Source organism: Mogibacterium diversum, assembly GCF_002998925.1.
Lineage (GTDB): Bacteria > Bacillota > Clostridia > Peptostreptococcales > Anaerovoracaceae > Mogibacterium > Mogibacterium diversum.
This window is the reverse complement of sequence record NZ_CP027228.1, coordinates 1,154,912-1,174,014: the sequence shown is the minus strand read 5'-3', so window position 1 is coordinate 1,174,014 and position 19,103 is coordinate 1,154,912. Positions and strand designations below refer to the sequence as shown.

At 40.3% G+C, this 19,103-nt stretch carries 18 protein-coding genes and 1 other RNA gene; 15 read left to right on the top strand and 4 right to left on the bottom strand.

The genetic code is table 11. From position 1 onward, the window contains the following. The first annotated feature begins 46 nt into the window (after positions 1–46). Positions 47–398, top strand: a transfer-messenger RNA (tmRNA) gene (gene ssrA, locus C5Q96_RS05495). A gap of 116 nt (positions 399–514) precedes the next feature. Here the strand turns inward: ssrA and C5Q96_RS05490 are convergent. Further along, positions 515–892 (bottom strand): hypothetical protein, encoded by a 378-nt coding sequence (locus C5Q96_RS05490; RefSeq protein WP_106057401.1) that lies wholly within the window; start codon positions 890–892, stop codon positions 515–517. A 315-nt stretch (positions 893–1,207) separates the two neighbouring features. Here C5Q96_RS05490 and C5Q96_RS05485 point away from each other — a divergent pair, with 315 nt between their 5' ends. Next, positions 1,208–2,554, top strand: a complete 1,347-nt coding sequence (locus C5Q96_RS05485; RefSeq protein ID WP_106057400.1) for a hypothetical protein — start codon at positions 1,208–1,210, stop codon at positions 2,552–2,554. A gap of 37 nt (positions 2,555–2,591) precedes the next feature. Here C5Q96_RS05485 and C5Q96_RS05480 read toward each other — a convergent pair whose 3' ends face one another. Further along, positions 2,592–3,269: a hypothetical protein gene (locus C5Q96_RS05480; protein WP_106057399.1), complete on the bottom strand. Its 678-nt coding sequence runs from the start codon at positions 3,267–3,269 to the stop codon at positions 2,592–2,594. A gap of 231 nt (positions 3,270–3,500) precedes the next feature. Between C5Q96_RS05480 and C5Q96_RS05475 the strand changes: the two genes are divergently transcribed. The 4 genes from C5Q96_RS05475 to C5Q96_RS05460 all read left to right on the top strand — a co-directional run bounded on the left by C5Q96_RS05475 (position 3,501) and on the right by C5Q96_RS05460 (position 8,303). Beyond that, positions 3,501–4,658 carry a low temperature requirement protein A gene (locus tag C5Q96_RS05475; RefSeq protein WP_106057398.1) on the top strand — a complete coding sequence of 386 codons (1,158 nt, stop codon included), beginning with the start codon at positions 3,501–3,503 and terminating at the stop codon, positions 4,656–4,658. Between the two features lie 136 nt (positions 4,659–4,794). Beyond that, positions 4,795–5,787 carry a Fic family protein gene (locus C5Q96_RS05470; protein WP_106057397.1) on the top strand — a complete coding sequence of 331 codons (993 nt, stop codon included), beginning with the start codon at positions 4,795–4,797 and terminating at the stop codon, positions 5,785–5,787. Between the two features lie 122 nt (positions 5,788–5,909). Then, entirely contained in the window at positions 5,910–7,220 is a 1,311-nt protein-coding gene (locus C5Q96_RS05465; protein WP_106057396.1) for a M18 family aminopeptidase, read from the top strand. Between the two features lie 12 nt (positions 7,221–7,232). Beyond that, on the top strand, positions 7,233–8,303 hold the full coding sequence (locus C5Q96_RS05460; RefSeq protein ID WP_106057395.1) for an ankyrin repeat domain-containing protein: 1,071 nt from the start codon (positions 7,233–7,235) through the stop codon (positions 8,301–8,303). Positions 8,304–8,411: 108 nt separating this feature from the next. Here the strand turns inward: C5Q96_RS05460 and C5Q96_RS05455 are convergent, their stop codons facing one another. Further along, on the bottom strand, positions 8,412–9,281 hold the full coding sequence (locus C5Q96_RS05455) for a DMT family transporter (protein WP_106057394.1): 870 nt from the start codon (positions 9,279–9,281) through the stop codon (positions 8,412–8,414). Positions 9,282–9,461: 180 nt separating this feature from the next. Here C5Q96_RS05455 and C5Q96_RS05450 point away from each other — a divergent pair, with 180 nt between their 5' ends. After that, on the top strand, positions 9,462–10,037 hold the full coding sequence (locus C5Q96_RS05450; RefSeq protein WP_106057393.1) for an HD domain-containing protein: 576 nt from the start codon (positions 9,462–9,464) through the stop codon (positions 10,035–10,037). A gap of 112 nt (positions 10,038–10,149) precedes the next feature. On the opposite strand, the gene C5Q96_RS05445 is transcribed toward C5Q96_RS05450, so the two are convergent. Continuing rightward, positions 10,150–10,461, bottom strand: a complete 312-nt coding sequence (locus C5Q96_RS05445) for a YhbY family RNA-binding protein (protein ID WP_106057392.1) — start codon at positions 10,459–10,461, stop codon at positions 10,150–10,152. A 97-nt stretch (positions 10,462–10,558) separates the two neighbouring features. Between C5Q96_RS05445 and C5Q96_RS05440 the strand changes: the two genes are divergently transcribed. The 8 genes from C5Q96_RS05440 to C5Q96_RS05405 are packed head-to-tail and all read left to right on the top strand — an operon-like array spanning position 10,559 to position 19,086. Next, on the top strand, positions 10,559–10,870 hold the full coding sequence (locus C5Q96_RS05440) for a hypothetical protein (protein ID WP_106057391.1): 312 nt from the start codon (positions 10,559–10,561) through the stop codon (positions 10,868–10,870). Positions 10,871–10,924: 54 nt separating this feature from the next. Continuing rightward, positions 10,925–11,218 carry a TIGR04197 family type VII secretion effector gene (locus C5Q96_RS05435; RefSeq protein ID WP_158696701.1) on the top strand — a complete coding sequence of 98 codons (294 nt, stop codon included), beginning with the start codon at positions 10,925–10,927 and terminating at the stop codon, positions 11,216–11,218. A gap of 15 nt (positions 11,219–11,233) precedes the next feature. Continuing rightward, positions 11,234–11,554 carry a hypothetical protein gene (locus C5Q96_RS05430; RefSeq protein ID WP_106057389.1) on the top strand — a complete coding sequence of 107 codons (321 nt, stop codon included), beginning with the start codon at positions 11,234–11,236 and terminating at the stop codon, positions 11,552–11,554. A gap of 11 nt (positions 11,555–11,565) precedes the next feature. Then, positions 11,566–16,761 (top strand): DUF6531 domain-containing protein, encoded by a 5,196-nt coding sequence (locus tag C5Q96_RS05425; protein WP_106057388.1) that lies wholly within the window; start codon positions 11,566–11,568, stop codon positions 16,759–16,761. 11 nt (positions 16,762–16,772) lie between these two features. Beyond that, positions 16,773–17,324 (top strand): DUF5104 domain-containing protein, encoded by a 552-nt coding sequence (locus tag C5Q96_RS05420; RefSeq protein ID WP_106057387.1) that lies wholly within the window; start codon positions 16,773–16,775, stop codon positions 17,322–17,324. 34 nt (positions 17,325–17,358) lie between these two features. After that, positions 17,359–17,916, top strand: a complete 558-nt coding sequence (locus C5Q96_RS05415; RefSeq protein ID WP_106057386.1) for a DUF5104 domain-containing protein — start codon at positions 17,359–17,361, stop codon at positions 17,914–17,916. A gap of 33 nt (positions 17,917–17,949) precedes the next feature. Further along, on the top strand, positions 17,950–18,507 hold the full coding sequence (locus C5Q96_RS05410; RefSeq protein WP_106057385.1) for a DUF5104 domain-containing protein: 558 nt from the start codon (positions 17,950–17,952) through the stop codon (positions 18,505–18,507). Positions 18,508–18,540: 33 nt separating this feature from the next. Continuing rightward, positions 18,541–19,086 (top strand): DUF5104 domain-containing protein, encoded by a 546-nt coding sequence (locus C5Q96_RS05405; protein WP_158696700.1) that lies wholly within the window; start codon positions 18,541–18,543, stop codon positions 19,084–19,086. Positions 19,087–19,103: the final 17 nt, after the last annotated feature.

Sequence of the window (19,103 nt, the reverse complement as noted above, 5' to 3'; positions counted from 1 at the left end):
AAATAAATACAATACAAATACCATACTTGGAATCTGTATAAGCTATGGGGGCGTCAGGTTTCGACAGGAGTGTGGAACAAGGATAAGCGAGCCGTGGAGCCGAGCCACGTAAAAAGCGGCGGTTAAATTCAAACGCTAAACAGAATAACAATTTCGCACTAGCTGCTTAGTTCAGCACCGCGCGTCAACCGGTATTCACCTGCAGGTAACGGATCTGGCGTCGATTATGCAGGAAAACCTTGCGTGAGCTCCCGGTAGCGTAAGGGAACAACGGGATAGTGATTGTGTAGTCTGCTGACGTGACGCCACATGAGCGAATTCTAAAGTATCAGCTGCGCTCGGAGAAAGTCCTTCGGAAATGCTCTTGGACGTGGGTTCAAATCCCACCGCCTCCACCAAAAATCGGCTCTGGTCATAATTGGCCGGAGCTCTTTTTATTAAGGCAATAACGAGATTTATATTCGGATTCTTACTGCTTGGATAATATCCGTAGCTCTGGAGCTACATGCTGTGCTCAATTTGGAGTGCGGATATTTTTATTAGCTTGATATGGCGAAAAGGATATTACCATGTAGGAAGAGTCTTTGTTCTTGATAGATACATTAGGAGCATCACCTTCGACTTTGCCGCAGGTTGAACTCATAATCTTCATCTGCTTTGATTTTGATAGCTTCGAAAATTTATCCAATTCATAAGTCTTGACGATAGCTGATCTAGAGTTGTCAGCTGTTTTCACCACAACTTTGATGTCCGTAGCATTTGTTACGCGATCTTTATCTGCTGTTGGTCTAGATGCAATCTGCAAGATGGCAAATATAAGAAGTAAAATTCCAACAAATATGAATGTAAAGCTAAGTGGCTTACGATAACGACGGTTAGTGTTTGATGACATAGGGCACCTCCGTTTCAACAATTGATGTATATGCTTCCTAAGTTCATATTATTATTAAAAAAAGAAGATATGATAGGAAATACAAAGTGGCACAAAGAATCGGCTATCAATATCAATATTGATATTTTGGATAATGCTAATGTTCTAGTTCCGTACATTGACGGCACGTCGGAATACCCTTATAGTTAATAAATAGGCTATACGGTTTTGCAGATTTCTATAATTATTAAATGAAACTTACAGCTTCTTGCATCGAAGGCTACCGTAACGGTGATATAGTGGCACTTAAAAAAATAAAAGAGGACATAATAAAGCATGAAGAAAGCAAAAATAAGGATAGAGGCAAAGAAGAAAAATGAGCAAATTACCGAGTATACATTTAAATCCAAGGATAGTATAATCCTTACACTCGTGCTTATGGGAGTGCTGATGATGATTGTATTCACTGTAGGCATGCTTATGTATGGTGAAACTCCCATACACAGCAAGAAACTCCCAGCAATAGTAGGAACAACTGCATTTGAAATGTTGTTGGCTGTAGCTCTTATTACGATGATTGACAGTTATCGTGGGTATTTAATCAAAATAGATGAGCGAGGTGTAACAGTTAGAGCAGGAGGAGTTACTCGAATATTTAAACGAAAACCAAAATACAACCTTGTTAGGTGGGAGGAGCTTGATGCAATTATCCAGGTTCGTAAGATTATGCCTGCCGTAACAGGTCGGTTTATCTATAGAAAAAACACATATTGGTTATACATTATCCCTATAAACGGACGTTGCCAGAGTGTAAAAAGAGAATATACTGTTTCAATGGAATTCCTTTCGCCTGATGATGAATATGCGCTTGAAAATATTATCAAAGAATTAAAACCGACTTACATTAAAGAGAAGGAATCTGAAGATCCGTTTGTATTTTACTACTCCAACTCTTTAAATCAGGAAAAGAGACATATAACGGTAGAAAAGTTAAGGAAAAGAACAATTTTTTTCAACAGTATAGCTTTGTGGTATGTGTGCACGTTCATTTTGATGGCTGCTCTACCTGCCTTAAATGAGAATTTTAATAATGATCATTATTACTATAGTAAAATGTATACTGGACCCTATAAAAAGTATGTTATGAAGTTTAGCAAACCAACATATTGGAGGTATGCAAACGATTCTAAGACAGAAGGTATATCAACAGGTTCATATGAGGTAGCATATATAATAGATCACCAAAAGTACCCTGAATTTTACCCTAAAATAAAAGCACAAATTGCTATAGGCAAAGGCTCTTTTAATGAGGCAACAGATTACGACTCGTCGAGTTTTGATGAATGTAGAGAGTCTCAGAGTGAGGATGCAAATAATGAGGAAATCTCGGAGGATAATAAACACAATATAATTAAACAAAGAAATGATATTAATATTACTAAATATCATTATTGCCATTATGGTAGGATGAATGCTTACGATAATGTAAATTTAAAGACTGTAATTATTTTGGATTATAAAGGAGCAATATATCGTATAGTAATAGAAACAGAAGAGCAGAGAGATCGGTTTGGAGAAAACCTTGAGACCAATCTTAAGTTTTTAGCTATGAAGAAGCTCCATAAAAAAACTGTATCTGATGCAATTAAAGCGACGGTAATCGATAAACCATCAAATCTATAGATGATAGAAAAAGCGCCATTTGGCGCTTTTTTACTGTCTATTCCCCCACCGAAACCGCAGTATACGTCACATATTTTTTACTTCCGATAGAGTACTTGATTTCGAAGATACAGAACCAGATGAGGTCTTCTTCATCAGTGGAATCATTACTACTTTCGCTAGCAGCATCATCCGTTTTGGTACTATCTGAATCGCGGAATGTCAGTTTATCTGCTGGTATAAATTCTGACAGATACATGCTCAGTTCATCAGTCTTATGGCCGTAATTGTAGAGCACCCCGATATCTTGTCTCTTTTTTGGATTTACTGGCATTCCTGCTGCTGTGTAGAGAGTTATGCTGTCAATCTCAGGTGTTTTCGCCTTAGACTTCTTATCTTGAAAATGGATCTTGATATGTGAAGTGTCTTTACTCTTGAGGGAAACATTAGGAGCATCACCTTCGACTTTGCCGCAGGTTGAACTTATGATCTTCATCTGCTTTGATTTTGATAGCTTCGTAAATTTATCCAATTCATAAGTCTTGACGATAGCTGATCTAGAATCGTCAGCTGTTTTCACCATAACTTTGATGTCGGTCGCATTTGTTACTCGATCCTTATCTGCTGTTGGTCTAGATGCAATCTGCAAGATAGCAAATATAAGAAGTAACATTACAACAAATATGAATGTAAAGCTAAGTGGCTTACGATAACGACGGTTAGTGTTTGATGACATAGGGCACCTCCGGTTCAATAATTGATGTAAATGCTTCCTAAGCTCATACTATCATTAAAAAAATTTAATAAAAGCGATTTAATAGGAAAATACAAAGTGGTACAAAGGAGCGGCTAGCAATATTGATATTTTGGAAACACTAATGTTCTAGTCTCCGCACATTGACGGCACGTCGGAATACCCGTATAGTTAAGAAAAAGGCTATACGGTTTTTGTTTTATAAGGAGTAATATGCTTAAATCCACTATCAAGCACAAAAATGTCGAATTTACCGAGCTCTTTTATGACCTAGTGTTCGTATATGCTATCTCGAAGACGACTGAGCTGATTCATCATCTGCACGGTGGCGTTGTAGGTGGGGAGGCATTCTTTGCCTTCATTATGACGACGTTCGTGCTAGTTGATGCGTGGATGCTTCAGACTGTGTTCACGAATCAGTATGGAAAAAATTCATTTCTTAACCTCTCGATAATGTTCGTTAAGATGATGATCCTGCTGGTGTTTGCGGGCATGATTGTCGAGGATTGGCACGACCACTTTGACTACCTGTGCTGGACCATCGCATCACTCTCATTCGTGCTGTTCGTGCAGTACTTTGCGCAGTATTACAGTCATGGGCTTACAAAAGCAGAGCGCATTTCAATCCGTGGCTTCCTCGGGGTGACGGGGGTAAGAGTGTTCGGTATGCTTGCGGCGAGTCACTTCCCGATAGCGATAGGCATTTACATATATCTAGTGACGATTATCGTGACGTTCCTTATGCCGATTTATTTCAGAAGGAGGTTTGAGCGTATCGATATAAATTTCGTGCACCTCGTTGAGAGAATCTCCCTACTTACAATTATAAATCTAGGTGAGATGATCATGGGAATCGCCCCTTTTTTCACGCTCAAGACCTTTACGCTTAGTTCAGTCCTTTACTTCACGATAGTTGCATGCTTATTCATGTATTATTTCAGCGTGCTCAATCACAGCATCGACGAACACGCGGATACGAATGGAATGTTCCTCATGTACAGCCATTACCCGATTTATATCGGGCTGATTATGATTACCGTATCGATGAGTTTTATAAGTCACAACGATGCGAACGTGCATTTTGTCACCCTTTTCATGTATGCAGGAATCTTCATGTTACAGTGGGCGGTTATTGCAAATAACATGTACAGCAAGCCACACCTTAGCTTTGATGCGAAGTACTATGCTGTTCAGCTTTGGATTTTCCTATTTGGCAGTGTTGCGAGCTATAATCTTGCACATAATGACGCGGCAGTTCTACACATAACTACGGCGACAATCGCAGCAATTACGGTTCATTCGATTGGGTTCTTTTATATGAGGAATTTGCAGGAGAGAAGGCGTTTAAGAAAAGCTGGATTAGATAAATAGTTCAGAGGTTAAAACCCGCACTGCTAGTGGTATAGTGGTGCGGGTTTTCTATATTTACAAATATGCGATGCTATGATACACTCAAGAAAACACCTAAGTTAACACCCAAGATGATTAAGCCAAAGTGAGCACCCAGATGTACAAACCACCATATAACATAACGGAACAAATGCTCAAGTTAATAAGTGATATCTCTGAGAAAGTCGGTAAGATACAAGGCTATCATACATTGAGCACCCATCCGAATCTGCGGAGAAGTAACAGGATAAGGTCTATTCATTCGTCACTTGCAATCGAAGCAAACTCGCTATCTCTTGCTGAGGTCAGAGACGTAATTGATGGCAGAACTGTCATCGGGAACCGTGACGAGATTAAAGAAGTTCAAAATGCATATCGCGCATACGAAGCTATTCGAGAAATCAATCCATTTAATATGGAAGATTTAAAACGTATGCATGGAGTAATGACCGACGGACTTGTGCCGGAATGTGGCAAATTCAGAAGTGGTGAAGAAGGTGTTTTTGACGGAGATAGATGTATATTCATGGCGCCAACAGCGAAGCTCGTAACTGGACAGATGAACGATTTATTTGAATGGATGAACCGAGAGAAAGAAAACGTTCACCCTCTGATTATGTCATCTGTATTTCATTATGAGTTTGTATTCATTCATCCTTTTGCAGATGGAAATGGTAGGATGGCTAGGCTATGGCAGACTACACTTCTATATGATTGGCGTGAACTTTTTCAGTATGTACCACTTGAGAGTCAGATTAAAAACTTCCAAAGCGAGTATTATGAAGTGATTGCTAGATGCCATAAGAATGGCGATTCTGATGAGTTCATAATGTTCATGCTGAAGCGACTAGATGCGGTGCTCGGGGAAGTGCTGAGTAAACCCGCTGCAATGTATGAAAATACCACTGCTCAGGTAGAGAGACTAATGGAGACTATGGAATTTGATATACCGTATACAGCCGTGCAGCTCATGGGTGCACTTGGCTTAAAGTCGAGAAAGTCTTTTAGAGAGAACTATTTGCAGCCTGCGATAGAGGACGAGATTATAGAGATGACGATTCCAGGCAAGGCGACTAGCAGGAATCAGCGTTATGTAATGAAGAAGAAATAGTGATGCTGTGATATACTGCTTGTAATGAAATTAAGTTATAGATAAATCGCGCTAGTAGTAAGGCGAAGGATACGTAGCGCCAAATGCTAGCGAGAAACACTGATACACAAAGGGAGAATTCGATGACAGATTATAATAAAGAGCTCATATCGTTTCTAGATAAGTCGCCGACAGCTTTTCATGCGATAGCTAATATTAAGGCGAGGCTTGAAGCGGAAGGTTATACTGAGCTTGCAGAGTCTGCAAAATGGGAGCTTTCAGAAGGCGGGAAGTACTTCGTGGTCAGAAATGATTCGAGTATAATTGCGTTTAGGACTCCGATTTTTGATTTTACTGGCTTTATGATCAGCGCTGCTCATTCAGATTCACCAGCGTTTAAGGTTAAGGAAAATCCTGAAATCGTTGAAAACGGATATGTAAAGCTCAATGTCGAAGGCTATGGTGGCATGCTCATGGCTCCGTGGCTCGATAGACCACTGAGCGTTGCTGGCAGGATAATCGTAAAAAATGGTAACAAGTACGAGGTTAGACTAGTCAACGTGGATAGGGATTTGCTGCTCATTCCAAATGTCGCAATTCACATGAACCGCGATGCTAACAAAGGCCAGACGTGGAACGCACAGGTTGACATGCTCCCAGTTCTCGGCTCGGCAGATGAGGCAAAGGGTTCATTTATGAGAATTATAGCAGAGTCTGCTGGCGTATCAGATTCCGATATAATCTCGCATGACCTATTCCTATACGTTCGAGATAAGGGTAAGGTATGGGGAGGCAGCGAGGAGTACATCTCAGCGCCACACCTAGATGATTTGCAGTGTGCGTACGGATGCCTTGAGGGCTTCATAGCCGCGAAGAATTCACACAGCGTCCCAGTTCTAGCGGTTTTCGACAATGAAGAGACTGGTTCTCTAACCAAGCAGGGCGCTGATTCCACTTTCCTAGAGGAGGTGCTGAAGCGCATCTCGCTCGCTTCAGGCAAGGATGAAGAGGGACACTATAGGGTGGTTTCTTCAAGCTTCATGGTGAGTGCAGATAACGCGCATGCAGTGCATCCAAATCATCCCGAGAAGGCAGATCCTATAAATAGACCTATGATAAATAAAGGCATAGTAATCAAGTTCAACGCGGCACAGCACTACACGACAGATGCCGTGAGCTGTGCGGTTTTCCGTGACATCTGCGAGTCGAATGATATACCTGTTCAGGTATTTACAAATAGATCAGACACAAGAGGCGGCAGCACACTAGGGAACGTATCGAATGCTCACGTGTCGCTTAACACTGTAGATATTGGGCTGGCACAGCTGGCGATGCATTCGTGCTACGAAACGGTAGGCGCAAGGGATACGAAGCACCTTGTAGATGCGATGACTATATTCTACTCGAAGACTTTTAGAGTAGATGCTGGTGGTTCATTTGAGCTATTGGACTAATAGGAGGGACACATGGCTAAGAAAAAGAGAAAGACGTTACCTAGCGACTTCTACGAGATACTGCGTAGAGGTGATATTGACGAGATAAAGGCGGTATTCGACAAATGCGAGATTACAGCTTATGCAGGCCGCTGTGACCTCAATACTGCTTTACATCACTATGGAATCCCAGCCGAAATCATACCTTGGCTTGTAGAACAAGGGCTTGATGTCAATACACTGAACTCTTACGGACGCACTCCGCTTAATTTTCACGCTGGAAATAATGCGAAGGTGGTTAAGGTGCTATTTGAACTAGGGGGTGACGTTGCTAAGCCAGACAATTATGGAAACACCCCGCTTCACAACGCTGCAGCTGGATACGTACCAGATAATGTAAAGCTGCTCGTCGAGCAAGGAGTTGACCTAAATGCTAGGGACAATATATGGAAACGAACACCACTCGAGGAGGCGCTTATATCATGCCGAGGAATAGATATAGGAAGATGCGCGAAAGTTGCTGAAATTCTAGTAGATGCAGGAGCTGAGGTGACGCCTGCGGTCAAGGAGTATGTGAGAAAAATTGGTGAGGATGTAGAATTCCATAGAGGAAGCTTCCACCCAGATTACGTAGATGAGATAGATACGGGACTTGCCAAGCTTTACAAGCTATTTGATGTAGAGCCAGTAAAGGCTCGCAAGATCCACGACGGTGTATCTCCGATTGTAGTAGAAGGGCACACTTGGAAGGAACAGTTTGCAGAGCTCTGGGAACTCCTGATACCTTCACATGGTGCAGCAGAGACTCTTCAAGGCGAGGTTGTGAGAATTGCTGGCCGTGTTCAGGACGAGATGAATAGAAATGGTGGCTGCAACTGGAACCGAGATTATCGCATGATGCTAGACGATTTCGTAAAGCATGTAGCAACTGGGGTATCACTGCCTGAGGCGGAACTCGAAGAGGCTAAGAGCCTGGCTTCAAGTATAAGTCCTAGAGGTGATTTTAATGAGGATTCACTAGATAGACTGTGTGAGCTGGCGACTAAGTGGGTGCTTCTAAATCCTGAACCGGTTAAGCTCGAGACGCCGAGGTATAAGAGGTAGATGTAACTACTCAAGAAGTGGGGATATAATATTTAATAAAATAATAATTCAAAACGCCGCGCCACCCACTCGGGCAGCGCGGCATTCTCTTATCTAATTTTAATTTGCCTACTGTTCTTTCTTCGACTTGAAGAAGATTATCGTACCAGCCGTTATTATAATCGCATATCCGATAAAACTATAGATATCTGGGATTTCGCCGAACACCATGAATCCTAACGCAGTTGTGAAGATAATCTGCGAATAATCGTAGATTGAGATTTCCTTTGCAGGGGCATAGCGATATGCACCTGTGATGCTGAACTGACCGCCTGCAGCAGCAAAGCCTGCACAGAGAAGCATGAGGATCTGATATGGGCTCATCGGGGCATGATATTTCAGCACTATCAGCGGGACCATCGCTAGGCAGCTGAAGGCTGAGAAGCAGAAGACGATGACCGCCCGCTGTACTCCGTTAGAGCCGAGCATACGTACCATAGTGTATGCGAGGCCTGCGCCAACACCGCCGATAAGACCAGCGGCCATACCTATAGGATTTCCCGAGAAGCCTGGCTTGATTACGAACAGGGCACCAGTCATGGCGAGCATTAGGCAGAAGACCTGGTATCGCTTGGGAACCTCTTTGAGGAGGATGATCGAAAATATAATCGTCGCAAATGGCGATAGCTTATTGAGCATACTGGCGTCAGCAACCATTATGTGGCTCACTGCGTAGAAATTTCCGAGGATTCCTATAGTGCCTGCAGTCACTCGTACGAACATAGGCATGTAGTTTTTGCGCCCGATTTGTATCGGCTGCTTGTCCTTGATCAGTACGATTGCAGCGATGATGGCGGCGATTAGGTTTCTGAAAAATGCTTTTTCCACAGCTGGCAGGTCACCCGAGAGCTTGACGAATATTCCCATGAGGGCGAAGAAAAATGCTGAAGTGACTATCAGCAAGATGCCCTTGTTCTTATTATGTACTGCTTTTTCCATTTCTGTTTCTTCCATTTAAATATATATACATGCGTGCGATTTATGCACGACTAAGTGATTGCGAATTTGCGTACACACTATCTTATTGTATGTCATTAAATCAGTCAAGTGCGATATATAGTCAACACAAGCGGTTTGTGTTAAAATTTAGATTAATATATTTGCAAAAGGAGAAACAAAATGAGCGAGCACATTACTAGAGAGCAGGCTAATGAGCTGCTACATAAATATGTAAAGGGAGAGAACTACATCACGCATTCGTACGCGGTTGAGGCGATAATGAGGGGGCTTGCAAAGAAGCTTGCTCCTGACGAGATAGAATTTTGGGGTATCTGCGGCTTGCTGCACGACCTAGATGAGGAGACGGCTGACTGGCGTACAGACATGTCCACTCACGGACCGGTTTCGGCGCAGATTCTAAAGGACGAAGGCTACGATGAGCCGGTTATGGCACAGGCTATTTGCGCACATAACCCGGAGTCTGGCGTTGTTGCGAAATCCACACTAGAGATTGCACTCCTTGCTGCTGACCCGATGAGCGGATTCTGCAAGGCTGTTGCGCAGATTTACCCAGATAAGAAGATTGCGAGCGTTAAGCACAAGTCGGTAAATAAAAGGTTTAAGGAAACGAGATTTGCAGCAGGAGCGAACAGACAGTACATGGCGGCTATCGAGGAAATCGGAGTTAGCTTCGATGAGTTTATAGACATTTCGCTGGAAGCTATGCGCGAGATTGCTGACGAGATCGGACTATAACTGTAAAAGCACTTAGCATCCCGAAGATGGGCGCTAAGTGCTATGCTTTTATTTCCGTATGTATATATGTTTCTATCAATTTAAATATTTAATATATAAAAATATTTAAAAACTACTTGTGAGGTGCCTTCGGCAGCTCGATTTTTACATTCTTAGGATTTCTCGCCCTTCTATATAGCACGAAGCGGCGCCCAATTGCTGCGACGAACTCAGCGTGAAGAGTCTCCGCAAGTTCGCTGCACACCTCGGTAGGGTCGAGAAGTGAGCCTTCCTGAATCTGACATTTTACAAGTTCATTCGCCGTAAGATTTTCGTCGATAGAGCGTACGATGTTCTCCGTGAGGTCAGCCTTGCCAATATATACAGTCGGCTCGATCTTCTGCGCGAGCCCCTTTAGATAACTTCTTTGCTTGCCTGTGAGCATGTGTTCTCCTTGATATTTCTGAAATGTAATATAAAATTAATATGTGCACTATATTAACACAACACAGCGCATTAATCCATAGAGAGGTGGGAGAAACATGGCAGATGGAAGATGGGTCATGACGGAAAATGAGCTAAATAGCGTGGTTTCCAGTTTTAACGAGACAGATACAGAGGCTCTGCCAAATGAAGGCAAGCATCTGCCGGTAGATGTCCGAGGAGGCTCTGGCGATGCGTGTAACCGCGAGATGGGATATAATGAGATATGTGCATTTTGCGGATCAGATAAAATGCGCGTGGGATTTGGTAAATACGGCCAAGGCTTTGGCTGCCGCTCGTCCAAGTGCGAGGACTGCGGAGGTATTACGGACTTCGTGTACAAGGATGAAGTGGGGAAGTTTTTTAGATAGAATATAGATGATATATCTTAGTAATATAGAATTGCTATGAAAGAAGGGAATATTATGGCTGATATACAAATTGTAAAAGGTGAAGTGGCGAACACCGCGGCTAGTTTAAGTGCGGGATCCACGCTGGTAATGGTAGATGCGCTTCAGAGAGATGAAGAGTCGACACTAACTGCAGTTGCAAGTGCTCAGACATTGTATGAAGATTTTTCTAAAGTGGTAAACAAGCTTAAGGAGCAGATTGCTGACGATTCTGCAAAGCTATTTAAAACCGACTCGCTGTTTGCACAATGGGATTCAAAGACAGCAAAAAAGTTTGCAGGAAGACATAATCGCAAGGCTGTAAAGTAGAATAAGGATTTTATAATGAGTGTAGATGATAGAAGTGAATTGCTGAATGCAAGAAAAAAGCTTGAAGAACAGATAGAAGAGCTTGAAGCGGCAGAGAAAAAAATCAAAGATAACGAAGATTGTTTTTATGAAACGCATAGAAACATAGGGGTGCTTGAAGAGCAACGTGAAAAGTATTCATATGATAAGGAAATGGTGAATTTACTAGATGAGGCAAATTTAAGTATGCGTGATAGTGAAAGACTATTTGAAAACCTGATTGCTGAAATAAAAGAATCAAAGACAAAAAGTAGAAATAAATTGGAAGCCATTAATGATGATCTGAGATATAAATAGAGGGAGAATGTATGGGCGGAAGAGTCGTAAATCCTCAGTGCATAAAAATGCAGTGTGACAGCATGTTAAAAGGAATTTCCAAGGTTACAGAAGCTACAGAGAAAATTAATTCTACCTTAGATAGCTTTACTTCAAATGGAAATTTAAGTGGTAACTGGTATAGACATGCTTGCACGCACATGATGGGAGTTAAGAAGATAATACATGGACTTTCTTCTCTTGGTGATATTGTAAAAACTGACTGCAATACATTGATAGATGCTGTAGGTGATGAGATCTTAAGGGAAGATGATATCAATGATGATATAAGTAAGCATAAAAATATTATTAAAGGTATAGATACATCGTTGCTTTTGTACATGTTATTGATGATATCTATCCCAGATATAAGTGCGGTCGTTAGTAATACGATGAATACTTTGAGGCATTCTAAAGAAGTTGAACTCAATGTAATAAATGTTCTAGAGAATAAAATTAGGAAAATAGATGAAATAGAGGCTGCTACCAAAGACTTATTCCTCGAATATGGCAATTTGATTTCACTTATGAATACAGGATTATCGGCATTAGCGACCTCAACAGCTAATGGTTTCAACTTGCCTGCGAATCAGAATTGGATAAAAGAAATTGATGAAGCGATCAATACAGCAACCGCAAAGGCCCTAGAAAATGCAAAGGGCAAATATGATATTACTCATGCCTTTAGTAAAGATCCAGTAAACCTATCATCTGGTAATTTTATTTATGAAAAGGATGACTTAGTTATTGATGGCAAGTCGCCTCTAGTATTTGGGCGATTTTATAATTCGATAAACACATATAAAGGGGCGTTTGGAAATAGGTGGAATCATAGCTTTGAAGTAAAACTACTAGTAGAAAGAAATGTAGCAGGTAAGGAAAGCGCTAAGATTATTAGAGAGGATGGCAGAGAGGAATCATTTACCTTCATAGGAGATGAAGGTGTGGTTAATTTTGGCGCAAGCCTTGGAAAGCTAAGGAAAAGTAGCTCAGGATATGTATATGAGACCGAAGCTGGTACAAAATACATATTTAACTTCAAAGGCCAATATATAAAAAGAAAAGACAAAAATCGCACATCTATCGACTTGTCGTATGAAGATGGATTACTCGTTAGCATTAGAAAATCATCGGGTGAAGGATATGCGCTAGAGTATAATACTGAGCGCATGATAGATGCTGTGACTGATCACACAGGACGTACAGTTAAATATGAATATGAAAAAGGTGCGCTTTCAAAAGTAATAATGCCAAATGGAGGCGAGTACAAGTATTTATACGACTCACGCGGCTATCTGTCTGAGATTGTTAACGCAGATAATGTAACTACCATCACAAATAAATATGATTCATATGGAAGGGTAATAAGCCAAACCTTCCCAGATGAGAGCTCTATGTCATATAAATATGATGACGATAGAGGTCGAACCGTGCAAACTGAGCGTAATGGTGCAGTGAGCTATCACTATAATGATAGTCGTTTAAGGACTATCAAAAATGAGTATTGTGATGCCGAAGAATGTTTCAGCTACAACAAGAAAGACAAAAGAACTGCATTTGTTGATAAAAACGGCGGCAGACGGGAATTTCTGTACAATGAAAATGGGGATGTAATAAAAGTAATAGATCCAGTTGGAACAGAAACAATAATAGAGTATGACAGCAAAGGTAAACCAGAAAAGCTCGTCGTTGACGGTAAACTTAAAGTTAAAAACAAGTATAGTATCTTTGGTGAAAGACTAATCGTTACTGAAGATGGTCTTGGTAGAAAGACTTTCTTTAGACATGATAAAAATGGCAATGTATGCGAGATTATGAATGCTGAAGGAAGCATTACATCATTCAGCTTTGATGAACGAGATAATGTAGTTGAAGTTTGTGATGAAAGAGGCGGAAAGCAAACATATGAATGGGACGCTATCAACAGGCTAACAGGCACCATAGATGCTAATGGCAATGCAAGGCAAATTACATACGATGATGACAGTAATATAACTGCAGTAGTCCAGCCAGATAAGAGCAGCATCACTTTTGAATATGATAAATTAGGCAGAATGATTAAAGAAACTGCTCCAAACGGTGCAGAGACAACATACAAATATAACTGCCTAGGTTTTCCGTCTGAAAAAACAGATCCGCTCGGTAGAATCACAACATATACATATGATGAAATGTGGAACCTCAAGGAAGAAATACTTCCTAATGGAGGATGCATTTCTTATGAATATGATAAGAATAATAGGCTGATTCTGCAGATTGACCCTGAAGGAGGGAGACATGCCTATGCGTATGATGGCATGGGTAACCTTATCATGGAGACGGATGAGGTTGGAAATGTAACGGAGTATGAATACAACGGAATAAATAGACTCACTAGTGCGAGATACCCGGATGGATCTGAAGAGAATTTCTGCTATGATGGTTCAGAAAATATAATAAAATACACAGATCGAGGCGGAAATGAGTATTCATTCATATATGATGCAGCAGATCAGCTAATAGAAGAAATCGACCCTCTTGGGAATAGTAAAAAGTATGAGTACACGCCAATCGGCAGAATAGCATCACGAACTGATAGTTCAGGATGTACTACCAGATATGAGTATTATCCTGGTGGTGTTTTGAAACGCATAATTCATCCAGATGGCGCGTCAGAGGACTTCGTTGTTGATCCTGCAGGAAATATCACTGAATACTCAGATGTGAATAATTACAAGAGATATTATAAGTACGACTGCATAAATAGACTTATTGAGGTCAAAGGTGAAAATGGAGAGAGGACAGCATACACCTATGATGCCATGAATAACGTAACGTCTAAGATAAATGCAGACGGAGGAAAGTCGCTTTACGAGTACTCGCTTTCGGGTATGCTCATTAAGGTTACGGATGAGCTCGGCAACGAAGTAGAGTATGATTATGATGACATGGATCAAATCACTGAAGTACGCCGCATCTCTAAGGGAGAAAATGCATCTCGTGTAATGAAGTATGTAAGAGATTTGATGGGAAGGGTGACCAAGTCGATTAATCCAATTGGTGACACTGCATCTTTTAAGTACGATGCAAAAGGTAGACTGATTGAAAAGACTGACAGAGACGGGTTTGTAACCAAGACTAAGTATAACTCGCTCGATAAAATAACTGAGATTATCTATGCGGATGGAAATTTTGCAAGATTCGCATATGATTTGCTTGGAAAAACTACGAAGACAGAAACTCCAAATGGGGCATCACTAATCGAGTATGATTGCGTAGGAAGAATGACAAAGGAGACTTACCCAGATGGACAGGTCGTAAGCTATGGGTATGGCAAATCAGGTGAAAGGACAAGCCTTACTTACCCTGATGGTTCTACGGCACATTATAGGTATGATAACAAACACAGACTTGCTGAAATCATGGATGAAGAAAGTTCTATTTTATATCATTACGATAATCTGAATAGACTGGCAAGGCGTGCTATGCCTAATGGCAGCAGCACGTCATATGAGTACGATAATATCGGCAGACTGCAGATGTTGACTCATGCTAATGACAAAGGAATCATAGATAGGCAGCGTTATGAGTACGATATAAGAGGGAATGTGTCGTGTATAGAAAAGGAGAGAAGAGAATCAAGCGAATACAGTGGCTCCTTTAACTACAAATACGATGCAACAGGCAAGCTGATAGAAGTAGCAAGAGACTCGAAGGTGCTTAGGGAGTATCAGTATGATGATTTCGGCAATAGGATGAGGAAGGCTTCAGATGGCATTGAAACTATATATTCATACAATGAAGCAGACCAACTTATATCCAAGAGAGAAGCAGAATCAGAAACAACATATACATACGACAGACGTGGAAATATCACCGGCATGTGTGTTGATGGAAACACATCTAAGAGATTTGTATATGGCGCAGCAAATAGGCTTGATAAAGTAATAGATAGTAGCGGTCTCGTGTCAGAATACATGTACGATGCGGCTGGGCAGAGGATAAAGGAGCTCATTGGGAATGTAGAAACCGAGTATATAGTTGACCACTCTAAGGAGCACAGCAATCTGATTCAGAGAAAGCGAAATGGCATGAATCAGCGTTTTATATGGGAAGATTCAATCCCGCTAGCTATGAAAGGTGATGAAGAATACTATTATCTAGCGGATATGCAGGGAACACCAATGCACCTTGTGGGTGCTGATAATGCACTCATAGAGAGCTACGCATATGATGAATTTGGTAACGAGCTAAGTGGCATGGATAGAGAAAGCATACAGCCATTCGCTTATACGGGGTATCGCAAAGACGTAGCAAGTGGGACGTACTTTGCACAAGCAAGAGAGTATATGCCTGATGCAGGAAGATTTGCAGGCGAAGATATCGTTAATGGCAGTATCACTAAGCCTCTCGCGATGAATCCATACAATTACTGCCTTGCGTCGCCGCTAATAATGGTTGATAGAAATGGAGCATTCCCAATCGTAGAAACTGTAGTTGATGATACATTCGATTTCCTCGGATGGACTGGAATCTTGCAGGGCAACCCAGAGGGAAAGAACTGGTTATTGTCTAAATCGCGAGAACTAGCAGAGACTCCAATTCCAGGATTTTCATCGACAAATGCAAGTGATTACGCAGCGGCCTTATCTAAATCAAGGATAGGAGAACAGGCTATAGGTGCAACCCTTAATATGGATAGGGACTCTAATGGTGTATATCACGCTAGGCGAAACTGTATACAAAGACATTTTGGTTACAATGATACCTATGACTATGTGTTTAAGTCGTTTACGTCTGCGAAGCCTAAAAAAATGGAGTTTTCAAGTAATGGCAATGATTATGTTCTCTGGATGTGGAAAGGTGATTACTATGGTCTAGGAGCTGGTGCTGAAACAGGAATATACAGAGGCAATGGTTACCACAAACTCACATATCAAGACAGTAAACTCATAATGAAGCTATCTCTGTATGACAAGTCTGGAAGGCAGATAATGAAATACGAACCTGGAGATCCGCAGTGGTGGATAACAGGATTCAATCCTGAATACCAAGATGTCAATTATAAAAATCTTATAGTTGAAGGGATGATTGACTTCAGTAAAGAGCCTGAACTATGGGAGGCGTTTGTAGATAAATATGGGGATAAAACAGAACTGTACGGTATATGTATCGATGAAAAAAATAAAACTATTTATTACAGGTGGTAAAGAGGTGTGCAATGAAGAAAATAATGTGTGCTATGATGTGTCTGCTCATGATTATATCGACAATATTCTGTCTTGGAGGTTGTAAAAGCAGAACAGATGAAATGTTCAATCTTGATAAGTATACTGATAAGCAGATGAATAAAACTAAAAATCAGGTAATCAAGTGTATAAACGCACAAGACAAAGAGGGTCTTAAGAAGCTTTTCTCGAAGGACGCACAAAAACATATAGAGGATTTAGATGGGAAACTTGACAAGCTTATAGGGGCTTTTAACGGGAATAAAATTGAAAGTGAGAAAGGAAGTGGAACGGACTTTGAAGGTTCTATAGATGCGCAACCCCTGCATATATATGGGGATTATGTCCTTAAACTTAGTAATGGAAAAGAATACACTTTATTTATTAGTTTTTGTGATAGGGATGATGAAAATCCTGATAAGAAAGGGTTGATTCAAATTGATTTGAGGACATTTTCTAAAGAGGAGACTCCTAAAGGCTTTCATGGTGGAGTTTATAAAGATGACTACGCCTTATCCATACACACTTTAGAGAACGCACAATAATAATGAACACTCTTTTGCATAAAGGAGTAGATTAATGAAAAAATCAACACTTGTTATGCTATGCCTACTAATGATTTTATCAACTGTGTTCTGTCTTGCAGGCTGTAAAACTAGAACAGATGAAATGGCAGATCAAGAGATTTATACAGAAAAACAGATGAACAAGATGAAAAATAAAGTCATCACGTGTATAAATGAACAAGACAAGGAAGGTCTCAAGAAGCTTTTTTCGAAGGATGCACAAAAACACATAGAGGATTTAGATGGGAAACTTGACCAGCTTATAGGTGCTTTTAACGGAAATAAAATTGAAAGTGCAAAAGGTCTTGGACCCAACTTTAAGGGTTCAATTCAGACACAACCCCTGCATATCTATGGAAAATATCACCTTGTGCTTAACAGTAAAGAAAAGTATCGAATATATATTAGCTTATGCGATAAAAATGATGAAGAGTCGGATAAAGAAGGTGTTTTTCAAATAGAATTGAGAACTTTCAGTAGAGAAGAATCACCTAAAGATTTTAGTGGTGGAGCATATCAAGATGACTATGGAATATTCCTTTATACTCTTCAAAACTATCCAAAGAAATAAATGTTGTTTAATAGCTGAACGAGGTGCGGTGCAATGAGAAAATTAACATGTGCATTACTATGCCTGCTAATGATTTTATCAACAACATTCTGCCTAACAGCCTGCAAAAGCAGAACAGATGAAATGGCAGACCAAGAGATTTATACAGAAAAACAGATGAACAAGATGAAAAATAAAGTCTTCAAGTGTATAAACGAACAGGACAAGGAAGGTCTTAAGAAGCTCTTTTCGAAAGATGCACAAAAACACATAGAGGATTTAGATGGGAAACTTGGCCAGCTTATAGGTGCTTTTAATGGAAATAAAATTGAAAGTGTGGACAGTAAAGAACCTGCGTTTAAGGGGTCTGAACAGACGCAACCGTTGCACATATATGGCAAGTATCATCTTAAGATGGATAATGGGGATAAATATATAATCCTTATAAATATATGTGATATAGATGATGATAACAAAGAAAAAGAGGGATTGTTTAAAATAACATTACTTACTTTCTCTAAAGATGAAATACCTGAGGGGTTTCGAATGAGGAGTAATAAAGATGACTATGGGGTATTTGTTTATACTTTGCAAAACTATCCAAAAAAATAAATTCCACTCAATAGACATATGAGGAGCAGTTTTATGAAAAAAACAACTTGTAGCATACTATGTCTACTGATTATTCTCTCAACAGCATTTTGTCTTGCGGGTTGCAAAACCAGAACCGATGAAATGGCTGACCAAGAGATTTATGCAGAAAAGCAAATAAATGCAGTTAATAAGAAAATTGTAAAATGCATAAATAATAAGGATGAGAAAGGTTTAAAATCACTGTTTTCAAAGAGCGCACAAGAGAATTCAGAAGAAATAGATGGCAAGATTAATAATCTGATAAACATATTTGATGGTGTAAAAATTAAAAGCATTGATGGTGAAGAGCCAGGGTTTAGTGGCGATTCTAATACACAACCTATTAATATTTACGGTAGTTACACGATTAATCTAAACAATGGCGAGAAGTATGTGATGTGGGTACAGTTTTGCTCTATGGATGATGAGAATAAAGAGAACGTTGGACTTTATATGATAGAGATTATAACCTGCACCGAAGATAAGCTTCCAAGTGGCTTTAAGTGGGATGGTGTTAATAGTGGAAAACCAGGCATATTCATCCACTACATCAATTAATCTATAATAGCGGTGAC

Excerpts from the sequence above, each read along its gene's own strand:
- C5Q96_RS05490 (WP_106057401.1), bottom strand. The coding sequence starts at position 892 with ATGTCATCAAACACTAACCGTCGTTATCGTAAGCCACTTAGCTTTACA.
- C5Q96_RS05415 (WP_106057386.1), top strand. The coding sequence starts at position 17,359 with ATGAAAAAATCAACACTTGTTATGCTATGCCTACTAATGATTTTATCA.
- C5Q96_RS05450 (WP_106057393.1), top strand. The coding sequence starts at position 9,462 with ATGAGCGAGCACATTACTAGAGAGCAGGCTAATGAGCTGCTACATAAA.
- C5Q96_RS05455 (WP_106057394.1), bottom strand. The coding sequence starts at position 9,281 with ATGGAAAAAGCAGTACATAATAAGAACAAGGGCATCTTGCTGATAGTC.
- C5Q96_RS05485 (WP_106057400.1), top strand. The coding sequence starts at position 1,208 with ATGAAGAAAGCAAAAATAAGGATAGAGGCAAAGAAGAAAAATGAGCAA.
- C5Q96_RS05410 (WP_106057385.1), top strand. The coding sequence starts at position 17,950 with ATGAGAAAATTAACATGTGCATTACTATGCCTGCTAATGATTTTATCA.
- C5Q96_RS05430 (WP_106057389.1), top strand. The coding sequence starts at position 11,234 with ATGAGTGTAGATGATAGAAGTGAATTGCTGAATGCAAGAAAAAAGCTT.
- C5Q96_RS05445 (WP_106057392.1), bottom strand. The coding sequence starts at position 10,461 with ATGCTCACAGGCAAGCAAAGAAGTTATCTAAAGGGGCTCGCGCAGAAG.
- C5Q96_RS05480 (WP_106057399.1), bottom strand. The coding sequence starts at position 3,269 with ATGTCATCAAACACTAACCGTCGTTATCGTAAGCCACTTAGCTTTACA.
- C5Q96_RS05475 (WP_106057398.1), top strand. The coding sequence starts at position 3,501 with ATGCTTAAATCCACTATCAAGCACAAAAATGTCGAATTTACCGAGCTC.
- C5Q96_RS05465 (WP_106057396.1), top strand. The coding sequence starts at position 5,910 with ATGACAGATTATAATAAAGAGCTCATATCGTTTCTAGATAAGTCGCCG.
- C5Q96_RS05425 (WP_106057388.1), top strand. The coding sequence starts at position 11,566 with ATGGGCGGAAGAGTCGTAAATCCTCAGTGCATAAAAATGCAGTGTGAC.
- C5Q96_RS05435 (WP_158696701.1), top strand. The coding sequence starts at position 10,925 with ATGGCTGATATACAAATTGTAAAAGGTGAAGTGGCGAACACCGCGGCT.
- C5Q96_RS05440 (WP_106057391.1), top strand. The coding sequence starts at position 10,559 with ATGGCAGATGGAAGATGGGTCATGACGGAAAATGAGCTAAATAGCGTG.
- C5Q96_RS05420 (WP_106057387.1), top strand. The coding sequence starts at position 16,773 with ATGAAGAAAATAATGTGTGCTATGATGTGTCTGCTCATGATTATATCG.
- C5Q96_RS05470 (WP_106057397.1), top strand. The coding sequence starts at position 4,795 with ATGTACAAACCACCATATAACATAACGGAACAAATGCTCAAGTTAATA.
- C5Q96_RS05405 (WP_158696700.1), top strand. The coding sequence starts at position 18,541 with ATGAAAAAAACAACTTGTAGCATACTATGTCTACTGATTATTCTCTCA.
- C5Q96_RS05460 (WP_106057395.1), top strand. The coding sequence starts at position 7,233 with ATGGCTAAGAAAAAGAGAAAGACGTTACCTAGCGACTTCTACGAGATA.